Genomic DNA, 25,523 nt, shown 5'->3' on the forward strand with positions numbered 1-25,523 from the left:
CTGTATCGGTCGATTTTTCAGTTTTTTCTACTTTAGGTTATTTTTTGAGTATTCGAGCCGACTTGGCTGGGTCGATTTTTTCTAGTTTTCTATGAAGCGCCCAAAGCTTCCCTCTGTTGCGGTTTTTTTGCACAGATGCGATCCGATTTATTGGTTTGCTACTTTTCCTAAGTTTTTTTCCGTGTGCCTGACCATCTGAATCATAAAAAGCCTCTGTGTACCCCTTGTCTACCCCAATAGCTCGACGGTTGGCAGGGATTTCTACGGTGCCATAGTCTACTAAAAAGTGAATCTCAAACTTTCCCAAGAGTTGCTTGTATACCAGTCTAATCTGGCCTTTTATTTTCCGATTAGACCTAACGGTTATTTTGTTTCTCTTTCCTCTCCTCAATCCAGCCAACTCTAGTTGGTAAGTATTACGAGAGAGCCTTTTGCACTTATATCCTACTTGTTGATAGACTATCTGATTCTTGACCCAGGAATGCCCTCGCTGAAATTCCTTCCTAACAAGTCTATGCAGCAATGGATCATCTATAAAAGCTAAAGTCTTAAGCTGTTTACAAAGTTCCTTTCTTCTCCTTTGGCCGTCCCTCCCTGGAAATTTTTTGTAAATCTTCTTAATTACCGCATCAGTGCAAGCTGCCTGCTGAGCTGTGATAGCTTTTGCTACATCACTGACCGTCCATTCCATCAATTTCGCTGGCAGTCCCAGGGTATCAGGAGTCCTAAAACTTCTGACCTCTGGATAGGCTTTTTTCCAATCAAGACCCCAATGACTAATACTACCTAGCTTGTTGTAGGATTCAGACCTGACGATGCCCAGTTTTTTCATGGTAGACAGCAACTCAGCCTGAACCAACTCACTCATCCCTATGACAGGAACGATTTGAGTTGATCTCTTTTTTGCTGTGTCTACTTTCTTGGGCATAGTTAGGTCTGAATCCTACACTTCAATTATACTCTAGCGCTAGTAAAATGTCAATGTCCGAATTGTGGTATTAAATACCGATTTATCCCTATTTTTAGGGGTCTAAATGCGAGGCCAACCCACTTAATCTTTAAGAATCGTTGAAGTAGTGGTGCGCCAAGACGCTGATACCAAGGCAGTTCAGCCCGTTTACGCTCATGGAGTAGTCGTAGAGAAAAGTTGAGCAGGGCGACTCCTTTGGCTAGCTCTGGATTATCTACAGCGGTTTGCATCAGCGCAATACAACCAATAGAGTTTCCGACTAAAAACGCCGGACCACCAACCACCTCCCGACAGAAATCGGCAATTTGTTGCCCCCAGGTTTCAAAGGTGTAGTCTATTTCTATACCAGGAGTCGGTTTAGCTGAAGCCCCAAAGCCAATCAAATCAATGGCATAACATCGGCAGGTTTCCCCCAACACTGGCAAGGTCTTGCGCCAATGTCCGGAAGATGCCCCAAAGCCATGGACCATAACCACAGCTGGTCCAGAATGACCGTAAGCTTTATACCCAATAGAAAAGCCCTGCCAAATCCAGGTTTTTGTTTCAATCTGATCCCTGATTGGGGCTGTGAAAGAGGAGGACATGATCAAAAAATCCCAAGTTATGCCATAGCGTTACCTTTACATTTTTTGACACTCCCCGCTCTAAAGAGACGGGGATTCCCAGATCTACGATCGGCCTTAAACCTTTGTGTCTTAATCTTTGAAGCTGCCAAAAACTAAGCAATATCTAAACCAAAGCCCCGTCAAAACCAAGGTTTGAGTTTAGCTCACAAAAGACCCAGCGGGCTAATCTCCTTGGGCGTTTAGTTACTTATTGAGAAGTGCCTTATCAAGTCCGTTGCTTCCCTGTTTCACCTGGTTTCGGCGTGCCCCGCCGTACCGTTGTTTTCTCAAGTTTTGTCTTGCTGGGTTCACTACACCGATTGGTAGTCGATGGTTGGGTTTTTAGCGATGCAGCGCGGTCTTGGGGGTTTCCCCCATGAGCGACTGCATCAAGAAAGGAGGATTTTCCCTACCCTCCGGGCATTACTACTTTCAGGTCGGTAAGTTACGGGTCTCTCTCCCGGCTCAGCCTGCGGTTTTTCAGCCTGTACCCTATACTTCAATTATACTATGGCGCTAATGTAGCGACAACCTCTTGATAGAAGTTTTTTTACGGCGACTAAACTCGCTGGTCACTTTCATCCCCGATCTAATCTAAAGATGCCGGGCTTTCAGTGTTTAGTTTTCTAGTAAATAGTCAGCTGCAGGAGTGGTGATTTTACGGATTGCCTATTGAGCCGCGACAACCTATGGTGAAGGTTGGCAAAATGCTCCAGAAGCTCTTTTAGATTCTGAGCAGGTGGAATAGGCTCGATTAAGAATTGGGTCGGGAAATTTACCCTTGATGCTAAATTCGTCTATGAGCTAATTAGCGATCGCATCATCTCCCCTTAACCAAAGCTTGCATTGTAAAGGGGGTTGACCCATGATCCATCACCCATCACCCATCACCCATGACTATAGAAAAAATCATCATCACCATTGGCAGTTATGCTCCGGATTTTGAATTGCCGGGAACTGATGAGCAGGTTCACCATCTCTGCCGTTACTTAGAACGTTTTTCAGGAGTGGGAGTTATTTTCTTAGGCAACAACTGCCCCTATGTCAAGTCCTACATCCCAAGACTCAAACACATTCAAGACCAGTTTGAAGATCAAGGTTTTACCCTAGTGGGCATTAATGCCAATGATGTTTATCAGTACCCCGCAGAGAGTTTTGAGGAGATGAAGCAGTTCTGCCAAGATCAGCAATTGAATTTTCCTTACCTTTGGGATCCAACTCAAGATGTAGCTCACAGCTTTGGTGCCCAGAAAACCACTGAGGCATTTTTAATTGACCATAAGGGAATTGTATGCTATAATGGATCGGTTGATGATAATCCCGAAGATGGTGACGCAGTACAAGCCCATTACTTAAACAGTGCGATCGCGTCTCTTTTAGCAGGGGAAGAGATTTCAACACAATCAACTAAAGTAACTGGTAGTCCTATTCAGTGGCGTTGACACTCCCCGATCTAAAGGCGCGGGGATTCCTAGATCAACGAGCCGCCTTAAACCGCCGTGTTCCTATCTATGACGCCGCCAAAAATAGGACAATACTTAACCAAAAACCCGTCAAAACCAAGTTCCTAGTCAATTCACGACAGACCCAGAGGGCGATTCTCCTTAAGCGTTTAGCTACTTAATAGGAAGTGCCTTAAAAAGTCCGTTTCTCTTCCTTTTCACTTGGTTCCGGTGTGCCGGAAACGAAACCTTATCAGAGGGTCGCCTTAATCACAAAGGTTAAAACTTTTTACTCATAGCCGACTAACTATAAAGGCGACCCTCTGATTACGGTAACTTCTAACCCCACCGTACCGTTTTCTCGTGCATAGTGATTTTTCTGGGTTCACACACCAACTGTTAATTGATGATTGGGTTTTTAAGGAGGAGATTCCCTACCCTCCGAGCATTACTACTTTATGGTCAATCAATTGCGGGTCTCTACCCCGGTTGAGCCAACGGTTTTGCAGCCTGTACTCTATAATTTATTATACATTGGTTTTGACGATGATTCCGGAATCTTCTAGGAAATCTTTTCACGGCTAAAAGCGCGCTGTTCACTTTGATACCCGCTTTAAAGAGACGGGGTTTCCAGCGGTTAGACCTCTAATAATCCTTAAGCTGGGATTAAAAATCAGCGATCAGCGATAAGGGTTCAGCTATGACCCATGACGAATGACAAATTTGACTGTTATCTTGATGTGGATAACAATTTCATAACAAAGAGTCGTGGCATGGGGATAAAATACCGAAGGGTTTTACTAAAATTGAGCGGTGAAGCCTTGATGGGCAATTTGGGCTACGGCATCTCACCGGAAGTGGTTCAGGAAATCGCAGCTGAAGTCGCTGCCGTTTTGAATGAAGGTGTTCAAATGGCAATCGTTGTTGGTGGTGGCAATATCTTTCGCGGACTTAAAGCTGCAGCAGGGGGGATGGATCGGGCAACTGCTGACTATATCGGTATGATTGCCACAGTGATGAATGCCTTGACTTTGCAAGATGCTCTAGAACGAAACGATATCCCGACACGGGTGCAAACTGCAATCGAAATGCAGGAAGTGGCAGAACCGTATATCAGGCGTCGTGCCATTCGCCACCTGGAAAAGGGACGAGTGGTTATTTTTGGTGCAGGTAGTGGTAATCCCTTTTTTACCACTGACACCACCGCTGCTTTACGAGCGGCAGAAATCGATGCTGAGGTAATATTTAAGGCAACTAAAGTCGATGGTATTTATGATTGTGATCCTAAGCTGAATCCTAAGGCCCGACGGTATCAGAGCCTGACCTACAGCCATGTCCTAAGTCAGGATTTGCGGGTGATGGATAGTACTGCGATCGCATTATGTAAAGAGAATGACCTCCCAATTATGGTATTTGATCTAAGGGTGCGGGGTAATATTCACCGCGCTGTTATGGGAGAAACTGTTGGAACAATTGTGGGAGGTTCCTGTGAAATTAGCTGATGTCGAAACCAGTATGCAGAAAGCTGTTGAGGCAACTCAACGAGCGTTCAATACCATTAGGACTGGTCGTGCCAGTACTAGTCTATTGGATCGGGTGATGGTTGAGTACTATGGTACCCCAACCCCCCTGAAATCTTTGGCTAATATCAACACGCCAGACGCTAGTACAATCACCATCCAACCTTACGACAAAAGTATGCTGAGCCAGATCGAGAAAGCAATTACTCTTTCGGATCTGGATTTGCCTCCAAACAACAATGGTGAAGTTGTGCGGTTAAATATTCCTCCACTCACTAGTGAGCGCCGTAAAGAATTTGTCAAAATGGCAAGTAAGTTTGCGGAGGAAGGTCGAGTCTCGATTCGCAATATCCGTCGTGATGCCGTTGACTCTGTCCGAAAACAGGACAAAAATAAGGAAATCTCTGAGGATGAGTCACGGGATTTGCAGGACGAGATTCAGAAGTTGACGAATAAATACACAAAAAAAGTTGATGAAGTGTTCGCGGCTAAAGAAAAAGACATCATGACTGTGTAATGCTACTATGTAATGCTACTGTGTAATGCTATTCTTGGTGGGGGGTGAGTTCATTTTGGCAACTCTTCCCTCTATCGGCATTCACAGTTGTGTGTAATTGTTGTACTTGTGTACTTACTAGTTATTTAACACTTATCTGACAATGAACCGCTCATCCCACGACTAGCCAGGTCTAGGATGAGCGGAAATTTTTAATCTACTTGAATAAAATGACCCGCTGATCCCACGACTAGCCAGGTCTAGGATGAGCGGATTTTTTCTATCTACCTGAACACTTTGTTAATTTTCTCATATTTTTTCTTATTGAACAAAAAAACAAAATTCAGGAATAAAACGACTCAATCCTATATTTGATAAGAGATTGAACCAATATGAAATAACTGTTTAATCCTAATTGATGTATGAATTTTTCGTATATAAATGTAAAAAACAATAGTTTTATGTTAATATATGTTGCAGTTGAGAGTTGCTGTTGTTACTGTAGGCTTATGGCTTAGTTTCTGGTTAATACTCATTTCAAGGAGGGTACCAACCATGCTCTACATCAACACCCATTCTGGCTACGGATTGATTAACTGATGCCAGAATGATTTGAAGGATATTTCGACCACCGATTCTTACCAAGTTTCCGCAACAAACCGGCGAGAAATATCTTAACCAGTTATCCACCAGACTGAATGGCAAATTGCCGCTTTTCTGACTCCCTTAGCCAATAGTCCGATAGCTAAGGTCGGGGAGAAGGCTGTTGCCATCAATTATTTGTAGGTAGTCTTTACCAATCTTGCACTGCCTACGGATAACCGTTGCGTGGGAGCAAATTTTCACGGTGGCTAACTTCACGGTGACTAATTTTACTGTTGCTAAGTTCAGTCTCAGTGGGTTTAGCGACGCATATTAGCATCGGATGCTTGCTTGTTTTTAACTTTTACTTATTTTCAACTATAGGCATTGTAGCAAATGAAGATTCAGGGAAAAACGGCTCTGGTGACCGGAGCCTCTCGTGGTATTGGCAGAGCGATCGCTCTGGAGTTAGCCCAACAAGGAATAAGACGCTTACTGTTGGTGGCACGAAATCGCCAACGTTTAGCAGAAGTGGCGGCTGAGATTGAACGACAAGGGGTACTAGTTGTGACGCTCGTTTTAGATCTAACCCAAATAGTAGAAGTCAATATTGCAATCGCACGAGCTTGGCGAAGTTACGGACCAATTGATTTGTTGGTTAACTGTGCTGGCGTTGCTCATCAAGCTCCTTTTCTAGAATCCAAACTGCAAAATTTACCAAAAAAAAAGCGGGTCTAAAGCCCCGTCCTTCTAGGACGGTTAACTTTGTGCTATCATATTTATCGTGAGCAATAGCGATAATCATGATCATCTACGAAATGAAGCTGCAAGGAACGGAATCCCAGTATGGTCGGCTTGATGAAGCTATCCGTACAGGGTTGTTTGTTCGCAACAGCATTGTCAGAGCGTGGATGGATGGTCAAATCAAAAGTCGCAACGATGCCTATAGCTACTGCAAAGTGCTATCAGACAACCCAGAGTTCCCCTGGGTAAGCAAGCTCAACTCGATGGCTCGACAGGCGCACGCGGAAAGAGCCTGGGCATCAATTGAACGGTTCTATCGAAATTGCAAGCAAAAGATACCTGGCAAGAAAGGTTTCCCAAAGTTTAAGAAATACCAAGTTCGAGCATCTGTCGAATACAAGACTTCCGGATGGAAACTCTCTGAAGATAGGCGTTATTTAACCTTTTCAGACAAGTTTAAATCGGGTACGTTCAAACTTTGGGGGAGTCGAGATCTCCACTTCTATCAACTCAAACAAATTAAACGAGTAAGAGTGATTAGAAGGCATGATGGGTATTACGCACAATTTTTGATCGACCAGACTAGAGAGGAGACAAAAGAGCTAACAGGAAAACAGACCGGGCTAGATGTAGGTCTTAACTTTTTCTACACTGATTCATTTGGCGAACAGATAGACAATCCTCGGTTTCTCAGGAGTGACGAACGTAGAATCAAGAAGCTGCAACGTCGATTATCTCGAACCCAAAAAGGAAGTCAAAACCGAAAAAAAGCCAGAAACCGATTAGGTAGAGCACATCTAAAGGTGTCACGCAGACGTAACGATTGGGTTTGTAAATTAGCTCAACACGTCATCCGGTCTCACGACTTGGTTGCGATTGAAAACCTACGGATACGCAACATGGTTAAGAACCACAAACTAGCTAAATCGATTTCGGATGCTGCTTGGTACAGATTTAGGGAATGGTTAGAGTATTTTGGCAGAATTTATGGAGTTCCAGTTATTGCTGTTGAGCCTGCATATACTTCCCAGAATTGCTCGAATTGTGGGGAGAAAGTTATCAAAACTCTTAGCACTAGAACTCATGAGTGTCCTCACTGTGGGTATCTAGCAGATCGGGATCATAACGCTGCGATTCGGCGAAGCCGACGCTACGCGAACAACATTCTTAAATCTGCACTTAAACAGCTATCAAATACCGTCGGGCAGACGGAAATTAACGCCTCTGGAGAGATTGGTCACTACTTGAGTGGGGAAACTCAACCAAGTAAACCAGCTCGAAGAAACAGAAAGAGGAAACCCAAATCGTGAGGTTTGGAATCCCCGCGCATTCATGCCGGGGAGGATGTCAAAGGAAGAAATCGCCACAAATTTAATGGGTATGTACACGATGACTCGTCTAATTGGGCGACGCATGGCAGCACGACGAGAAGGCACTATTGTAAATGTTTCTAGTTTGATGGGTAAAGTAGCAGCACCGACGATGGCAAGCTATTCAGCTACCAAATTTGGCATTGTTGGTTTTACCCAAGCCTTACGAGGGGAGTTAGCGCCACAAAATATTCGGGTAATTGCTTTACTGCCATCGTTAACAGATACTGATATGGCGCGAGGATTACAGTTGTTTCGCTGGGTGTTGCCGATGACTCCCCAACAAGTCGCCAAGGTGCTAGTCGCCAAACTGGAGAAGAACTCATCGGAAATTTTAGTGGGATGGCAAAGTCATTTAACTGTGTGGTGTCAGCGTTTCTTTCCTTCCCTACGGTCGAAGATGTTACTGATAGCAGCTCCTTTATCTAGAAGAAAAAGTTTTGGAGAAATAGCAAACAGGCAACAGACAACAAGCAACAGAAAAGGATTTTGGAGAAAAGTTTTGGATTTTGGCTTCTTTAGATCTAGTATACAAACCTTTGATCAAGGGTTTGATCAAGCTTTAAAAGACAAATTTCCTGATTAACTTTTCCGATATGAACAAGACTTAGACAGCCTACATATAGATTGGCTGCTTAAGTCTTGTATAAGCTGATAGCTGATAGCTGACTGCTTACCTGAAGCCTGGTTTTCAAGCCCCTTCCCGTAACTTATCCAAAACACTGCGGTCTTCTAGAGTGGAGGTATCTCCAGCCACCTCTTGACCTGCAGCTAGCGATCGCAATAGCCGTCGCATAATCTTTCCGGAACGGGTCTTGGGCAAAGCATCAGTAAAGCGAATGTCACCAGGACGTGCGATCGCACCAATTTCTTTGACTACGTGCTGCTTTAGTTCTTGCTTGAGTTCGTCACTAGCGCTATAACTGCCTTCTAAGGTCACAAAGGCAAAGACATCTTCCCCTTTTAGCTCATCAGGTTTACCGACTACAGCTGCTTCAGCTACAGAAGGATGAGAAACCAGTGCTGACTCCACTTCCATGGTTCCTAAGCGGTGACCAGAGATATTCAACACATCATCGACACGACCCATAACCCAGAAATAGCCATCGGGGTCTTGTCTGGCACCATCTCCAGCAAAATAGAAGTATTGGCCATCTTTTGGCTGGATATGTTCCCAATAGGTGCGGCGGAAACGGTCATCATTGCCATAGACAGTACGGATCATACTTGGCCAAGGATGTTTGATAACTAAATAACCACCATCATTGTCCCCAACTGGATTGCCGTCTAAATCTACAATATCAGCAATAATGCCTGGGAAGGGGAAGGTAGCGGAACCGGGTTTAGTGGGAGTAGCACCGGGTAAGGGGGTGAGCATGAAGCCTCCGGTTTCAGTTTGCCACCACGTATCGACAATGGGACAACGTTCTCCCCCAATCACTCGATGGTACCACATCCAGGCTTCTGGGTTAATCGGTTCACCGACAGTTCCTAGGATACGTAGGGACGATAAATCACGGGCGTTGGGATGCTGGTCTCCCATCTTAATAAAGGCACGAATCGCAGTGGGCGCAGTGTAGAAGATAGTGACTCCATATTTTTCTACCACATCCCACAAGCAACCGGGATTGGAAGGACGGGGAGCCCCTTCGTACATCAGGCTAGTAGCACCATTGGACAATGGACCATAGACAATGTAACTGTGTCCGGTAATCCAGCCAACATCAGCAGTACACCAGTAGACATCGGTCTCTTTGAGGTCAAAGGTCCACTTGGTAGTCATGTGGGTGTAGAGGTTATAGCCACCAGTAGTGTGAACGACCCCTTTCGGTTTACCGGTGGTACCGCTAGTGTAGAGAATGAAGAGCATATCTTCACTATCCATGGGTTCCGCTGGACAATCCGCAGATGCTCCCGGTTGCAAGTCATGCCACCAGTGGTCTCGTCCTGGTTCCATGTCAATCCCTTGCTTGGTGCGTTCTACCACTAGGACGTTTTCTACAGTAGGTGCGCCATTATTCTCTAGGGCTTTATCAACTTGGATCTTGAGAGGAACAATCTTGTCTTTGCGCCAGCCCCCATCAGCAGTAATTACTAATTTAGCTTGAGCATCTACCAGTCGGTCTTTTAGGGCTTCAGCACTAAAGCCACCAAAAACAACCGTGTGGGGAGCACCAATTCTAGCACAGGCCAGCATGGCAATGGCAGCTTCCGGAATCATGGGCATATAAATGCCAACGCGATCGCCTTTTTTCACTCCCAGTTGTTTGATCACATTTGCCATCTGGCAAACTTCCCGGTGTAACTGGGCATAGGTTAGGGTGCGGGAGTCTCCCGGTTCCCCTTCCCAAATCAGGGCAGCTTTATTCCGACGCCAGGTAGTGAGGTGTCTGTCAAGACAGTTGTAAGAAATATTAATCTTTCCACCAACAAACCACTTGGCAAAGGGGGGTTGCCAATCTAATACCGTATCCCACTTTTGAAACCAGTCTAGTTCTTGGTCTGCAAGCTGGGCCCAAAACCCTTGGGGGTCAGCTTTGGCTTGTTCATACAGTTGCTGATACTCCGCCATGCTCTTAATCTGGGCATTCTCAGAAAAGTCAGTCGGTGGCGGGAACAGCCGTTCTTCTTGAAGGATTGATTCTATAGTGGGTTGTGACATAGTTATGGGAAATTACTGATATCTATTTAGGTAGTCTAGACCTAGCCCAGGCTAAGTCTAACTAGGGTTGGGGGTTGTTAAGGGCAAGTGGGATTCATCCACTTGCCCTTAACTTTACCAATTTTTTAGTCTACGGATGGTGAGGTTGCTAGTAGAACTAGCTATACTATGGGTATGCTGAGATTGAACTACCAATATCGTATTTATCCCGATGCTGAACAGGCGATCACCCTGTGTGACTGGCTCGAAACGTCTCGAAGGGTTTACAACTACGCTTTGAGGCAGATTAAAGACTGGTCAAACAGCCGGAAGTGTCCGATTGATCGGTGTTCAATCGTTAGTGAATATGTAATTCCACCCGATGAACCGTATCCGTCCGAATATAAGCAGAATGCTGAATTAGCTAAAGCTAAAAAGACAAACCCACGACTGAAAGCGGTGCCTGCCCAAAACCTGCAATGCACTATCAAACAGCTTCACAAAGGGTTTGATTTTATGCGTGAACGTGGTTTTGGATATCCACGGTTTAAGAAACCAGGGAAGCTGAGATCAACATTATTTCCTCAGTTCAAAACTTCACCATTAGATGCTCAAAACAACGTGATCAAGCTTCCCAAACTGGGAAAAGTGACAATTAATCTTCATCGTCCGATCCCGGATGGTTTCAAAATTAAAAATGTTCGGGTCATCAAAAAAGCGGATCACTGGTATTGCAATATTTGCATCCAGTGTGATGTTAATGTTCCGTCAGTTGGGTTCCACGGTCACGCTATTGGTGTTGATCTTGGACTTGATTACCTTGTCGCCACTTCAGATAGCTTACAGGTAAAGCGTCCCCGGTTCAAAGTCAAAGCAGAACGCAAGCTTAAATTGCTGCAACGTCGCTTAAACAGGAAACAAAAGGGATCAGCTAACTACCGTAAAGCTCAGTTGAAAGTAGCGAGACTTCACCGAACTGTAGCGGCTCAAAGAAGAGATCACCATTACAAACTGGCTCATCAGCTGCTAGCTGAGTGTGACAGTATTTTCTTTGAAGACATTGATTTTCGGACAATGGCTAAGGGGATGTTGGGTAAACATACCTTAGACGCTGGTTTAGGTGAATTGCGTCAGATTACTAAGACTGTCGCGTTGAAACTTGGGAAGTTTTTCGACACGGTTGATCACCGTGGAACTTCTCAAGAATGCCCCGATTGCGGTGTAACTGTTAAAAAAACACTCGCTGATCGGATTCACCGTTGCGATAACTGCTGTTCTGTCAAGCCTAGAGACGTAGCTAGCGCTCAAGTAATTTGCAACCGGGGAATCGCAAAACATCAAACTTTACCCGTGGAACATCGGGAACTGGAAACTGCCTGAGCAATCGATCTGCCGGGGCGTGTGAACGCTAGGTAAGTGGTGCAAACTTCGGTAACGAAGCATAACCAGGAAATTCAAAAACGAACACCCACATCAGGGCGCTCGTCTTTGAAGCCCCCGCTATACCCGCGCATGTTAGCGGAGGGAGAATTCACTAAAACCATACTTAACAGGTTACCCAGTTGGGCAAATCGTTAGATTTCTTTCTTTAATTTCTGCTTAATAATCGCTCAGCTCTCTACTTCTTTAGCAGGTATAGTCGTAAGCTATCAACTTTCAGCTTTCAGCTATCAGCTATCAGCTTTCAGCTATCAGCTTTCAGCTATCAGCTTTCAGCTTTCAGCTATCAGCTTTCAGCTTTCAGCTTTCAGCTTTCAGCTATCAGCTATCAGCTTTCAGCTTTCAGCTTTCAGCTTTGGAATAAAACAGGTAACCATTTGTTTCATCTAAGTTACCTCTGCTGATCACTGACGGCTGACGGCTGACGGCTGACGGCTGACGGCTGACCGCTGTTCGCGTAGCGCATATACTTACAATAAAAATGCTGTAGTTATGTCAATAAAAGTAGAAGTTGTTCCCCATGACCCCAAGTGGCGAGATGAATTTGAGCGTGAATCAAAGCAGATTGCCCTTGCCGTCGCCGAAAACTTAGTTGCTGTACACCATATTGGGAGTACATCTATTCCAGAACTAGATGCTAAACCAATTATTGATATTTTGGTTGAAGTCAAAGACATTACCAAAGTAGATGAAAATAGTTCAGCAATGGAGACAATAGGCTATGAAGGAATGGGTGAATACGGCATACCAGGTCGTCGTTATTTCCGGAAACATAATCAAATAGGAATCAGAACACATCATGTTCATATGTTTGAGGTTAATTCGGTAGAGGTAGAGCGCCACTTAGCCTTTCGAGATTATCTGATTGCCCATCCTAAGGATGCCCAAAAATACGGTGAACTTAAGCGAGAACTTGCTAAGAAATATCCAGACAATATTGAAGCATATATGGAGGGAAAAGATGGGTTCATCAAAGAGATGGATCGAAAAGCAGCAGAGTGGCGCAGAGAATGTAGAATGTAGAATGTAGAATGTAGAATGTAGAATTAATAATTGAGAATTAATAATTGAGAATTAATAATTGGGAATTAATAATGCATAATTTAGAATTCAATAGAATTTAGAATTGGGAATTGGGAATTGGGAATTTAGAATTGGAAATCCTGCCTTCTGCCTTCTGCCTTCTGCCTTCACCATTCTACATTCACCATTCTACATTCACCATTCTAAATTATGCATTCTACATTCTTCATTCTTCATTCTAAATTCTTCATTCTAAATTCTTCATTCTAAATTCTTCATTCTAAATTCTACATTCTGACCTCCTTCGAGAACAATCGCTCCAATAACTCTTTCGGAATTGTCTCAAAATCTTCCAATAAGAAATCCATAATGGCCAGATGGCGCAAGTGACCGGGAGTGGGAGGGTAACAGCGACGACTGGTGTTAAACCAGCCGTTGACGGTTTGAGTAGAGCAAGAACAGATCAAAGCTATATCTTCTGGAGTTATGTCCCACTTTTGATAAAACCGTTGCGGTGTCATACCCAATTCCCAGTAACTGTACAGTCGAATTAGGATTTGTTCTCGCTCGGTGATGGGATAGGGATAGGAATTTTCGGGCTTGGAATTCCTCTGGGCAAGCTGCTCAAGGCGCTCCATGGCTTCGTGGTAATCGATGGGATGATCAACTAATCGCGTCTTGATGCAGTCGCTCATGGGGGAAACCCCCAAGACCGCGCTGCATCGCTTTTCTGGCATGATAGAGTTACCTAAAGTTTACTTTGGGGGGAGAGCCGCGCTGGGTGCATCTCATATTTGTAAAAGGGGAATGGGGAATGGGGAATGGGGAATGGGGAATGGGGAATGGGGAATGGGTAATAGGTAATGGGTAATAGGTAATAGGGGAAGCATGTCACTTAAGCCTAATATTTTTACCATTACTATAGCCCCCTGATGGGTAATTGCTTGCTGATCTGGTAAATAGTTCATCTGTTCTGCAACTAAGACCGGATTTTTGTTGTTTTGTCAAGTAGTTCATTTGTTAGGCTTATTTGACCTGCTCCCTTTATAGTCGGGTGCATCTCATATTTGTAAAAAAGGAAGTGTGGGGCCCGGGCCCGGGGAGTGTGGGAATTTTCTCCCGAATTTTTGCCTAATTGCAAAACTGAGATGCACCCGCCGCGCTTCCTGGTTGCTCGCCGAAGAGCGCGGCTCTTTTTGTTATGAATATAGTATAACATTTGGCTAGGGTTGTTGTCAACCTAAAATAAAAAAAATCAAGGCAATTTTTAGGAAATGTAATAATTAGTTACAATATTATGATTATAATGGTAGCAAGTTTAGCTAGTCTTTGAAATAGGTATAATTGCCTGAACCTAAAAGTATTCAGCCGTTGTTGATAGTTTGGCTGATAGCTGAATGCTTACAGAGGAAAAATGAGTGAGGGATAGAGTTGTTCGGGTTTGGTTTTATTTTTGTTAAAGATGGGAAGACTTAAAATAGAAAACCTAACACTTCATACCCTTAAGGCTGCTTGACTGACAAATCTGGCTTTGTAGTTGGGCTTTCACTATGTTCAACCCAAGGCAGCTTATGGTTTGGTTGGGTTTCGCTACCGCTCAACCGCTCCCTAGGTAAAATCAAGGGTTTTAGAAGTTTTTTCAGTCAATCCGTTGTATTAGACCGCCCTTGGCGCTTAAACGTGGCGCTTAAATTAATAGTTATCTGGCAAATATTGGAGACAATAAATGGTATTAGAAAATCTCGACAACGTCCCCTGGACATCCTTAAAACATGCTTATGGAGGGGCAGAAGATACACCAAAGTATTTGCGGCTCCTTACTTCTTCAAATCCATCAGACCAAGAAAAAGCGTTTAATCACCTCTACTCAACTCTCTATTATCAAGGATCAGTCTATACCGCAGCAGTTGCCGCTGTTCCTTTTATGATAGAAATTTTGCAGGAATCCACTATTAAACACAAGCATTTTACCCTTGATTTGCTGTCTAGTTTAGCAGCGGTGGGGAGTTTTCACAATAACCACCAACATCTTTTCTTGTTTAAAGACGTGCGTGAAACCCCAGAGTTTAAAGCCAGGTTTCAAGAGGAACTTAACTGGGTTGCTGACTTACGTACTGAATTAGAAAAACATCTCCCTGTTTATTGTCTGATGCTCGATGATAACGAGAAGTTGAACCGCCTTTATGTATCTCATCTACTCTCAGTTTTACCTGACTTGCGTGAGCGCTCTATTCCTGAACTGATTAACCACCTAAAAACAGAAAATGATCCACAAGTACGAGCCAATATATTACATGTCTTAGGAAAACTTGATTATGCAAATCAGCAAGCTTTGTTTGAGGAATTTTGGCGGAGCGAAAAAAACAGACTTCCACAATGCGTTGCCCTGGCATGGTTTACTACCTGTTCTGGGGTACAGACTCCTGAGGAGGCACTTAACGCCCTAGTGGAAATATTGTTAACTGCTGATGAGGGAATGATTGGTGAATATGAAGAATTACCAAGTGTGGGACGATTCACCCCTAACATGGCAATTCCTGTTGCAATAGCAAGTTCTAAATATGCAGAGCGTATTTTACCGTGGTACACCAAGCAAGTGATGAGGAGTAATTTTGTAGGAGATAATTTTGGAATTGGCTTATTAGTAGTGGCACTAAGGCCACAAGGAAAAATAGCGAATATAAATCACCTTTCTGGATCCCAATGTCAGGCTATTATAGCAATTGCCAAAAAAGCTTGGCTAACTCCAAATTCGATTTACGGTAACATGATCGATGTGCTTAGAATGTTCGGCTTACCAGATACAAAAGAAGAGATAGATCAACTAGTTAGGCTCAATCTAAATCGCTCCCATGGATAGACCAGCTAACACTGCGTCGAATCGGAACGCGATCACCAGGCTGATTTGGTTTTGTGGTGGCAAATGACTGAAGTCGTTCCGATAGCTGTAGCAACCTGAAATCTATTATCCCTTATGATTGGAATTGTGATAATCTCCCACAGTGCTAAGCTAGCAGCTGGGGTCAAGGAATTAGCTGAACAGATGGTTCAGACCTCAGTACCGATTGCGATCGCAGCGGGTATTGATGACCCAGAAAATCCCTTTGGTACCGATGTGCTGCAAGTCCAAGCTGCCATTGAGTCGGTTTACTCCGATGCTGGGGTAGTAGTATTGATGGATCTAGGTAGTGCAGTGCTGAGTGCGGAAATGGCACTGGAGTTTCTGGATGAAGAGCAGAAAAGCAAGGTAAGATTGTGCGAAGCTCCTTTAGTGGAAGGTGCGATCGCAGCCGTTGTCCAAGCTGCGGCTGGTGGTGATATCGACCAAGGGATTGGATTAGCTAGATCAGCCTTGATCGGTGACACTTGATACTTTAGTTGGGATTCCCGCTACTGGTAGGGTTTCAGCACACAGTCCAAGTAAGCATTCAGCTGTCAGCGGTCAGCTGTCAGCAGATGTAACTCAGCATTATTCCAATGCTTACCTGTTTTATTAAAAAGCTGTTCCCGTGGCCTGCCCATAAACTGATAGCTGATAGCTGATGGCTGATAGCTGATAGCTGATAGCAGTCGCCAGGGCAGTTAGGACATGACAAAAGTCTCACACCCTTTGTAAGCGCAAGAGTTTTACTTCTGACAAATGACTTCTGACAAATGACTTCTGCTATACCAGTCCAATTTCTTGATCAAAATCAATGACAAACCCCATGAACTATGGGAAGGACTGCTTTTGTCTGTCTTTAGACATAGAGTTTAGTTATCGATATTTAACCATTTAGATAGAGTAAAAATAATCAAAAATTTTATTTTAATAAAATTTTTGATTATTTTTACTACCTAAATAGCCTAATCAGGACGTGATTGGTAATTTATTAACCTTGGTATGTTGAAGGTTAAAAGTTGAAGCTTAAAGGTTAATGTGTAGTGGAGAGTTCAAGTTAGTTAAGAAAAAGAGGATAAAAAGAGAAAAAAAGGCTAAAAAAAAATTTAATAAACAATCCCAACTCAAGCTCTGACTGCACTTGAAGGATTAAGTTGACCAACCTAACTTGTTTTACTAGAACGAGTATGGAATACTTAATTTTGGTGCATCAACAGGACTTATGCTGGCAACAAACCTCAGTTCTCATCCCCCATCGGGCGAAAATGCTGAAAACGATACCGCTTTTTGGGTCGAGTCGCTCCTGGAAAAACTGTCTGATGGCGATAGCAGCGCCTTTTGGCCCCTGTGGGAACACTATAAAGACTATCTTTACCATCGCTGCTTGAGCTGGATGGGGGGTAATACCACTGAAGCACAAGATACTCTTTCTGAGATGATGGTCAAGGCTTGGGAAAAATTGCCCAAATTTGCCGCAAAGATTACCAATCTCAAAGGATGGCTGACCAAATTTGCCCATAACTTCTGTATAGACCGACATCGAGAAAACAACTCTGGGGCAGTAGGAATAGAAAACCTGGAAGGGATGGCAGTGCCAGAGGGGAATGGGTTGGTTACGGAATTCGATAGCCCAGATTTAGTTGTAGAAAAGAACGAACTATTAGAGGTAATCCAAAGTGCTCTAGAGGATTTGCCGGAGAATCAGCGCCAGGTATGTGTCTTGCGCTTTGAGCAGGAGTTGTCTCACCAAGAGATAGCTCAACGACTGGCAATTTCCAACGATAGCGTTCGTAAACGCATCCAACGAGCTAGGGGGATACTGCAAAAGCGGTTAACTAAGTATCGGGCCGGGTTGGATCAGAAGGCTTACGGGGAGATCGCCAAATTGCAGGAGATTAGGGGAGTAGAAGAGCAGGAGAGTAAGGAAGAAAAAGACAGAGAAAGCGATGTAACTCCCTCAAACCAAGAGATAGGAAAAGGGGAGCAGGAGAAAACTGAAAATTCGGAGTCTTTAAGGCAGATGCCAGTGTCGGAGTCTGTTTCAGTCGAAGAGCCTTATAAGGATTTAGACAAAACGGGAGTAGAGATAACTTCACTGGATAAGCCAGATTTGGCAGTTAAGCCAGCAGTGGAGATAACGTCACTGGATAAGCCAGCATTGGCAGTTGAGCCACTATCTGAACTACCAAAAGTAATCCCAATTAAAAAAGAGCCCAGAAGTAGGGACAGCAAAAACCAGCAAATTTTAAGCAGACCAAGAAGCTCCCAGGCATTACTCCCCTTGGCTGGAAAATCACTATTGGGGAGTACTCCAAATCCCCAATCAAATCACGGGAGCGATCGCAATCCTATCCAGAGCCATGGCGTTAAACTGCTTACGCCCCAAGAGATAGGAATTTCTCCACCACCGCGAGAGCATCGGAGCATTCAAGCACCAATAGCAAAGGATATTTCCCAATTTCCCATCCTGATTTTGGCGACAATTGTGTCTTGGTGGGGCACTCTCAAAACGAAGGTAGAGCCAAGCTGGAATCAGAGGTCACATACAGGGAATAGAGGCCCGCCAGATCAGCTTTCATTTCTGGTCATGGCTAATTTGCTCATAGCAGCTCAAGGGCATTACCTAGAGTAGCTACTAAGAAAAGGTAAGCATTCAGAAGTCAGCGGTCAGCCGTAAGCCATAGTCCTTTGACTGATGGCTGATAGCTGTTCCCTTAGCGTGCGCGTAGCCCATAGGCTGATAGCTGAATGCTTACAAGAAAGGCTGGTGTGTTTTTTCACAACCAGCTAGTATTCCCATGACAAAAAGCCAAACAAAAAACGGTAAAAAAGTTCCTTCAAAGCTTTAACAAACAGCAGAGAAGGGATAATATCCTCATGGCTATGAGCACTGGTAAAAAGCCAACTAGCCAAAGGAACAATCCCCACAAAAAAGACATATATCAAGGAAAAAACAGGGAATAAAAATTTATCCGTCGCCAGTCACAAAAGAGTTAATTGCTCCGTCATAGAAATGTCAGGTAAAACTGAGGAAGTGGAAGCAGGTCAAAGTCAGGTAAAACTCAGGGCAAACGCAGTACATGCTGGCGGTGCCAAGATTTCAGAGGTCGAGTCCTGTTTTTAATCAATTGATGAAATCATTACTGGATAAGGGTTTTGTAATTTAGATGCGTTGGATTAGCCATTTGGGAGATCCAAGCCATGATCACCGAAGCAGGCAGTCCTTTCAGTACCTGTACCGTACTGTTAGCTCAGATGACCGCCAGCATAATGAAGTTTACTTGACTTTATCCCTGAAACATAATTAGTATTTTTCTCAAAAAAAAACAATACCAATTCATAGGATCCTTAACATTGAGTAACAAGTATTCTGCAACATTCCTGGAGCGAGGCGGTTTAGAGGACGAAAATATCGACCTCTTCACCGGCAAAATTAATTTCACCATTCCTCTAGCCACGTTGGATGGGATTAGTCCTCAATACCAGGTGGTTTTAAACTACAGATATAACAATAGCCACAAACTGCTTTTCCAAAAGTGGAATCGATTTTGGGAATCAGGCTGGCTGGGTGTGGGCTGGTCGATCAGTCAACCGGATAAGATCTTCCGCATGAAGCTTTCATCGAAGCAAGGTTTCGACCATGGTACTCACCTCGATGAAATCATTTACTGGGTCAGGAACGGTAGTTTTTCCCAGTTGATGGTCGAAGAAATAACACCAGGACCGGGCATTCAACTCCATATCACCTATCGCCTCAGAGAAGACCTCTCGATCAAAATCATCCGCCACATCTACGATGGTTACTATGATGGTGACGGCGAATGGGAAATTATCTATCCCACTGGGGATACATACCACTTCCGCCCAGAGGAGGGTTTGGAAGACACAGAAAATCCCTCCGCTGAATATCTTCAGACCAAGCAAGTCCTCGAAGAAGTGAAGCACTTGACAGGTGAAGTCGCTTCTGCCTCAGCGGAAAAAGAAGTGTTTTGGGAACACCCTCACGGTAGTAGTCCCCACCGTTACTACAGTCAATTTATTTCTGTGGATGGAGAAAACCAACAACAGTGGATTCGGGCATGGAATTTAACCAGTATTGAGGATATTTACGGAAATAAAACCGTATTTTCCTATGCCCAAGAAATTCAGCCAGTCGGGAGAGGTGAGAACAATCAGACCAGTACTATCTATAGTTACCTATACCGGGTCGAAAACGCCAATGGCGACAAACTGGTCATCAATTATCTCCCGAAGGATCGTTCGGAAATCAACAAGCAACACCTGATTTCAGAAGAACCCAATGGCTATCAAGAACGACTTCAGAAATTAAAAATTGCCTCTGTCGATCTGGTGAGTCAAGGTCGAATCCTCAGAAAACAACTCGAAGAAGGACAGATTAAAGCAGACACGCTTTACGCGAAAAGAGTCTTGTCCAAAATCAAAACTTTGGAGTACGGTCAAACTCAAACCAACTTTGTGCAGATCGAACCAGACCTCGCTTTTACGTATTACACCGAAGCCGATGGTGTAGATAACAACGCTGATAATAGTAGTACTGAACTTCCTTTTTACAAGGATGGTGCCTTATTTGGTGCTCTTAAGACTATCACTGACCCCCTAGGTTGCCAAACACTCTACACCTATGGGGAACAAGAAATCGACGTTGAAAGGAGTATTTCCTTTGATGAAAATACCGGTCTTTCAGAGATTGAACATCAATCTGAATCTAATTACCTGTTAGTAACTGGTAAGAATAGTAGTGGCGACAAGGAATTACGCATCCATTACTGGACAAACAATGGCTGGAAGACACAAACCCTTCACACTGAACCATCTTCCCAGAACCCCAGAAGCTTGTTTGCACCGGGAAGGTTAGTGACTTCTGACAACACCATTGCTTTTTCAGCCAACGATCGTAAAGTTAAAATTTATGAGTTAGACAAGAAAACTGGTGCTAAATGGGAGCAGACTATTACTGTGGATCCACCCCCTGACGACGATAACACCTCAATCCCGTCGGATATAGTCCCAGTTCTTTCCTTGAACGAGAATTATCTCGCCATTTTTTATCCTCGCGTAGTTATAGATGAAAGTCTGAATCAGAGGCGGCAAAGCATTCACATTCTACCTAGAGACCATGCCAAAGAAACTTGGGTTGACCAACCCAATCTTATCTATACATACAGACCTTTTGAACTCCCTACACCCGTTGAGAATATTAGGGAATATCAGATTGCCACTAGGGATAGGTTAGTTTGTGTAGTTCAGTTAACCTGTGCAGGGGGTGATGACGTTGACGAAACCAAATACAAACTAAGAATCGGTTACGTTTTCTTTAACTTAGACAATGATTATACCTATCAAGGATATCCAGGGACGACCAATATCGATGGTTCTTATCTCTATGACTCGGGGAGTAACACATACTGTAATGCCGGTGGATACGTCAAACAAGAGGGCTTTAATTCCCTGACCATCATGGACAATTTCATCGCCATTAACTATACCACTATCCCGAAGTACAACAGTGGCGATTTAAATTATGAGTTCAACTTCGGTCAGGTTTTGTCCTACGAGCTTGAGGGCCGGGATGATTGGAAGGTCAGCCCCCATCCCATTCAAGAGGATATTAACAATCGCAATTTCCCGCAATCCGGGAACAGTCCCAGGTGTTATTATGTCCCGAACTTCTCTTTAGTGACGGACTCTCAGTTTCTGGGATGCTCCTATTCCATTGGGATTGCTCAGAATATCAGCGATGGTAATCCCGAATACGATGATGATGAGAGAAGGGAATATCAACACTTCCAAACAGTAACGTTCTTTTATACCTATGACGGGAAGGAGTGGAAAAAAACTGAATACGACGGTGTTGACTGGCATCCACTAAGTCGGGTCAATCAATCATTGACATTTTATAATGTGGGTCTGAGTCGCCTGCAATATATGGATAAAGGCGTTTTTGCCAAAACTCACCAAGTCAAGCCCAACTCTCACAAAGATCTAGATGCCAAACAAAAAGAATTTTTAGTCTACAAGGAAGATGAAGAAAGATTTCTGGTTAAATACCTGCCCACCATGCCTCTGGAACCCGAAAAGCCAGACAAACCCAAACCCCCTAAAATTGCCGTAATTTTTGGATGGATTACGTTTGGTCTGGAGATCGTGTCCATTGCCCTCGGCATTGCCTTGATTCCAGTCACGGGTGGGGCATCTGGTGTCGCTGCCGGAGTACAGATCACGGGGAAAGTTGCAAAAGGGATAAACAAAGCCATTCAAATCGTTGACACGGTTAATCAGGTCGTCGGTGCGATTGGTTCTGTTGCGACAGCAATCGTTACGAACCAAATGATTAACAACATGATGGATTCTATGGGGGGAGTCGGCGTTTATTCCTCTGGATTCAAGCGGTTTGTCGTTGAACGCAACGCTATACTATATCGCAATAATCAAGGAGACTTTGAAATTACCAGCGATCGCTTGGAAGCAGGAACCAGCGGGGAATTAACCTACCATAGCTTTTTTGCCCCTGAAGACGACTTTATTCCCTTTGTCATTGAGATAGAAGACAATCAGTCCATTCTCTACTTCAAAATTTTAAGAAACAACAAACTTTTGGATCGGCCCATTGAAGTAGAAAGAATCCCGAGCAATCAACAAAAAATGGTTGTATCTGGCGGGTCTAGCAACGTTATTCTTTACAATGGTTGCCATGAACCTCAATATGAAGATGATAGTCGCTGTAGTGGGACTCAGCCCAGGTCTTACAAAATTTTTAAATTCTACGACGAGGCACTCAAAGGTAAGATTATCGACTATATCGTCAGCAAAACCACAACGATTCTGGACAACGAAAGAGAATTCCCAACTGATTACGAATACGCTTCAGCCAAAGCCCTTTTCGGGATTGGGATAGGCGGATTCTATAAAGAGGTCACCGTCTACCCAGGGGGAACCGATTCGGGTGAATACAAGAAGTACTATTTCTACAATGGCAACGAAGACAATGATGAATTAATTGAGGTGGAAAATGAGTGAGTATCCCATTAATGAGTATAGTCAATTGGTCAGGGGCAGTTTGCACAAAGTAGAAGTTTATGTCAACAATACTGCTCAGCAGACTGAAAACTATACTTATAAGCTCAAAAAGCAGACTGATACCGATAGCTATACCAGTCTCAAGAAAGAAGATGCTTTGGAATATGATGACGGGACAGTTGCTCGTCAACAAAGCTACATCTACAACAGCAGAGATCAGATCCAGGAAGTCGTGGAATCTGCTTATGATTATCAGCAGGACAATGTTACTGTTGACACCTTCCACATCCAGCACACCAAATATCTTTGGGAAAATTTTCAGGACCAGCCAGACCACGAGATTTTCCAAAGAAATATGCTCAGTTTGCCAGATGAATCGATCCGCATTACGGCTGAAGGAAATCCCGATGCTGTCAAAAGTCAAACGGGTCAGAAATACATCTATATAGATACTAACAATTCCTACTACCAACAGGAATTGCTCGTATCGATTTCCTCAGATCCAAGAGATTGGGGAGATGAAAATTGGCGAAAAGTAGAAGAGGTAGAGGAAAGAGACCCTCAAACGAAGTTCCCCATCCTAAAATCTCTTCATGGTCTCAACCAAAGTGGAACCGAAGCTCCTTCCTATACGAGAATTATTCCTGCTGTTGTCGATTCCGACAGCAGGAGGAGTCGCGATAAGGTGGTGGCAACAGTCGTTAGTAAGAGCGATCGAGATTTTTTCTATTTACCCATCGCTAAATATGAGGAACATTATTTGGATGAAGGCGTTTGGAGTATTACTAACGGTGCTATTATCGCCAACACCAACTCTAAGTTTAGGAACAATGTCGTCACATCCGTAAGTGGGGAGTATCGTATTGCCTTTTTGAAAACAGGAGACCTTTCTTCGGAGAAAAAATACGTCATTTGTGGATGGATTAATCCGGGCAACAATGGCATTAATTTGGTCATGAATGGGGAAACGATCCCCCTAACTGACGAAACGGGCGATGTTTGGGTTTATTTTGAAACGCCGATCGAAGAGGGTTCTAGTCAACTCGAAATTGTCGGTAATCCCTTATCAATGGTGGACTACCTGTGGATCGCTGCTGTAGATTGTGACTTCTCGATCAATGCCTTTTCTAATTCTCTAGACGAACATATTGCGACCATCAGAAAGAACGGTTTAGTCGATTACCGCATCTATAACGACAGGAACAGTTTGTGCGATCGCTTTACCATGTCCTCTGAAGGCAAAATTTTTGACTACGAAATTAGTCTTTTCAGTTTCAGTCGCTTCGATAACCATGCCATTTACCCCGCAGCAGCACAAACCGGGGATTTCGATCCCGCACATCCTAACTATAGTCTTCAAATTTCCTTTGTAGAGGACGGCTTTTATCTTCCCAACTTTTCCCTCGCTAGTCTGAATACAGCGGATTTTGGTCTGAAAGTGCAAAATTTTAACTATGGTAACGATGAGTTCGGAATTTTAGCCCTAGACCAAGATAGCCAGCTATTGTTCTCCTTAACCTTCGTCAAAAACACCGAACAGCCTTTGCGTCAAGGTTACTATACCTTCAATACAGCGAATGACGAACCCCTGACAACCCCACTCGAGTTGGCAGCGCGGGAGTGGTTGTTAGTCGTCACTAGGGGGGTATTCTTCTTTTTTGGCGATGGCAAGTTACTGCTTTCATCCAAAACAGTTGACTTTACAGCAGCCACTTCTGTAAATCTAGTTGCCTATAATACTGGTGAATTTAGGGATGCCTTCATTTTCAAAAAACCAGTGATCAGCACTATCTTCATCGATTCCAAAGGACGTGCCCGTCAAGCACAGAGTTTAAGTATTAACTACGAAACTCAAAAACTAACAGACGTAGTAGTCAAGGAATTCATTTATGACGGTTTTGGCCATCAAATCATTGTCACCAAAAATGCTAAAGCTAGGGATAACGAGCTGTTTACATTCCGAGATGACTTCATTGAGGACATTAATGACATCGGAGTCTTAGATGGTGAATTGAAGGAGTCATTAATGGATATGGATTTTGGTGAGATTGAAGCTTCCTTGCCTTATGTAAGGTTTGCCTATGATGGACTGCTTAACCGCAATACCCTTGATACTCTGCGTCAAGGTTATCCTTACAATTTTTTGTCTGAGTATCAGAAAGACTCATCTTATAACGGTGAGGCAGAATTAAACGAATTGAGGGCAGCCGGGGGTATCCCTAACACTCGTCCCCTCAGAGGAATCACTCAAAAAGTACCCCTGGATGGCGAACAAAAGATTCACTATTCCTTCTTGAGTGGTGCCAAAGGCGAGTTCCTCGTTAGCCAAATCAAACTGGATGACAACAACAAAATTGTTTGGAAAAACCAGTCTAAGTGGGAAAACTCCCAACAAGTACTGAAGACCTTAGCACCTCAAGATGGTTTAGAAAGTACCGTAACCGTAGCTAACTCTGACAGAAGGCAGATTGAATGGCAAGATCCTGACCAATCCGATACAACCTATGTAATCAAAGATTATTTCAACAGGGTTCGATTCGCCAACGATGCCGACGGACGTAAGTGGCGATACTTTAAATACGATCAGTTAGGACGAGTTTGTGAAGTCGGTATTCTCAAAGATGTAGATACTATGCAGCCTGGGGAAGTACCCAAATACTTGCTCAATCAAGCCAACAATACAGACTATCCCTCCACTAGCAGTGAAGGTGAAAGTCTGACTGAATACTATTACGATATGGATGATTTCCGGGAGGGATATGATGACTAAA

Annotated in this window: 14 protein-coding genes and 4 pseudogenes; 13 read left to right on the forward strand and 5 right to left on the reverse strand. The window is 43.8% G+C overall.

From position 1 onward, the window contains the following. Window positions 1-37: 37 nt before the first annotated feature. On the reverse strand, window positions 38-928 hold the full coding sequence (locus tag LYNGBM3L_RS03055; RefSeq protein ID WP_008178970.1) for a hypothetical protein: 891 nt from the start codon (window positions 926-928) through the stop codon (window positions 38-40). A 104-nt stretch (window positions 929-1,032) separates the two neighbouring features. Next, a pseudogene (locus LYNGBM3L_RS03060) lies at window positions 1,033-1,554 on the reverse strand (alpha/beta fold hydrolase); the annotation flags it as partial. A 914-nt stretch (window positions 1,555-2,468) separates the two neighbouring features. Here LYNGBM3L_RS03060 and LYNGBM3L_RS03065 point away from each other — a divergent pair. The 6 genes and pseudogenes from LYNGBM3L_RS03065 to LYNGBM3L_RS03090 all read left to right on the forward strand — a co-directional run. Continuing rightward, a complete protein-coding gene (locus LYNGBM3L_RS03065) occupies window positions 2,469-3,017 on the forward strand; it encodes a thioredoxin family protein (protein WP_008178974.1) in 549 nt (182 codons plus the stop codon). 773 nt (window positions 3,018-3,790) lie between these two features. Then, the gene (pyrH, locus tag LYNGBM3L_RS03070; RefSeq protein WP_044492210.1) at window positions 3,791-4,519 is read left to right on the forward strand and encodes a UMP kinase; all 729 of its coding nucleotides are present in this window, start codon (window positions 3,791-3,793) and stop codon (window positions 4,517-4,519) included. Further along, the gene (gene frr, locus LYNGBM3L_RS03075; protein WP_008178977.1) at window positions 4,506-5,054 is read left to right on the forward strand and encodes a ribosome recycling factor; all 549 of its coding nucleotides are present in this window, start codon (window positions 4,506-4,508) and stop codon (window positions 5,052-5,054) included. Before pyrH ends, frr begins: the two co-directional genes overlap by 14 nt. A 957-nt stretch (window positions 5,055-6,011) precedes the next feature. Next, a pseudogene (locus LYNGBM3L_RS03080) lies at window positions 6,012-6,341 on the forward strand (SDR family NAD(P)-dependent oxidoreductase); the annotation flags it as partial. Between the two features lie 77 nt (window positions 6,342-6,418). Next, a complete protein-coding gene (locus LYNGBM3L_RS03085; RefSeq protein WP_008178979.1) occupies window positions 6,419-7,669 on the forward strand; it encodes an RNA-guided endonuclease InsQ/TnpB family protein in 1,251 nt (416 codons plus the stop codon). Window positions 7,670-7,709: 40 nt separating this feature from the next. Continuing rightward, window positions 7,710-8,315 (forward strand): annotated as a pseudogene (locus tag LYNGBM3L_RS03090) (SDR family NAD(P)-dependent oxidoreductase); the annotation flags it as partial. 105 nt (window positions 8,316-8,420) lie between these two features. On the opposite strand, the gene acs reads toward LYNGBM3L_RS03090, so the two are convergent. Next, window positions 8,421-10,391, reverse strand: a complete 1,971-nt coding sequence (gene acs, locus LYNGBM3L_RS03095; RefSeq protein WP_008178981.1) for an acetate--CoA ligase — start codon at window positions 10,389-10,391, stop codon at window positions 8,421-8,423. Window positions 10,392-10,565: 174 nt separating this feature from the next. Between acs and LYNGBM3L_RS03100 the strand changes: the two genes are divergently transcribed. Continuing rightward, the gene (locus tag LYNGBM3L_RS03100; RefSeq protein ID WP_044492212.1) at window positions 10,566-11,750 is read left to right on the forward strand and encodes an RNA-guided endonuclease InsQ/TnpB family protein; all 1,185 of its coding nucleotides are present in this window, start codon (window positions 10,566-10,568) and stop codon (window positions 11,748-11,750) included. 552 nt (window positions 11,751-12,302) lie between these two features. Further along, window positions 12,303-12,833, forward strand: a complete 531-nt coding sequence (locus LYNGBM3L_RS03105; protein WP_008178988.1) for a GrpB family protein — start codon at window positions 12,303-12,305, stop codon at window positions 12,831-12,833. A 287-nt stretch (window positions 12,834-13,120) separates the two neighbouring features. On the opposite strand, the gene LYNGBM3L_RS03110 is transcribed toward LYNGBM3L_RS03105, so the two are convergent. Beyond that, a complete protein-coding gene (locus LYNGBM3L_RS03110) occupies window positions 13,121-13,570 on the reverse strand; it encodes a hypothetical protein (protein WP_229414280.1) in 450 nt (149 codons plus the stop codon). A gap of 51 nt (window positions 13,571-13,621) precedes the next feature. Further along, the gene (locus tag LYNGBM3L_RS42695) at window positions 13,622-13,801 is read right to left on the reverse strand and encodes a hypothetical protein (RefSeq protein ID WP_154659659.1); all 180 of its coding nucleotides are present in this window, start codon (window positions 13,799-13,801) and stop codon (window positions 13,622-13,624) included. A 758-nt stretch (window positions 13,802-14,559) separates the two neighbouring features. Here LYNGBM3L_RS42695 and LYNGBM3L_RS03115 point away from each other — a divergent pair. The 5 genes and pseudogenes from LYNGBM3L_RS03115 (at window position 14,560) to LYNGBM3L_RS03135 (ending at window position 25,522) form a co-directional block, all read left to right on the forward strand. Further along, window positions 14,560-15,693: a HEAT repeat domain-containing protein gene (locus LYNGBM3L_RS03115; protein WP_008178992.1), complete on the forward strand. Its 1,134-nt coding sequence runs from the start codon at window positions 14,560-14,562 to the stop codon at window positions 15,691-15,693. Between the two features lie 114 nt (window positions 15,694-15,807). Beyond that, window positions 15,808-16,188 (forward strand): annotated as a pseudogene (dhaM, locus tag LYNGBM3L_RS03120) (dihydroxyacetone kinase phosphoryl donor subunit DhaM); the annotation flags it as partial. Between the two features lie 748 nt (window positions 16,189-16,936). Further along, a complete protein-coding gene (locus tag LYNGBM3L_RS33595) occupies window positions 16,937-18,346 on the forward strand; it encodes an RNA polymerase sigma factor (protein ID WP_008178995.1) in 1,410 nt (469 codons plus the stop codon). A gap of 722 nt (window positions 18,347-19,068) precedes the next feature. Then, window positions 19,069-22,752: a hypothetical protein gene (locus tag LYNGBM3L_RS03130; protein WP_008178998.1), complete on the forward strand. Its 3,684-nt coding sequence runs from the start codon at window positions 19,069-19,071 to the stop codon at window positions 22,750-22,752. Beyond that, complete coding sequence (locus LYNGBM3L_RS03135; RefSeq protein WP_008179000.1) at window positions 22,745-25,522, forward strand: hypothetical protein; 2,778 nt, start codon at window positions 22,745-22,747, stop codon at window positions 25,520-25,522. Before LYNGBM3L_RS03130 ends, LYNGBM3L_RS03135 begins: the two co-directional genes overlap by 8 nt. Window position 25,523 lies beyond the last annotated feature (1 nt).

It is taken from the genome of Moorena producens 3L (genome assembly GCF_000211815.1).
GTDB lineage: Bacteria > Cyanobacteriota > Cyanobacteriia > Cyanobacteriales > Coleofasciculaceae > Moorena > Moorena producens.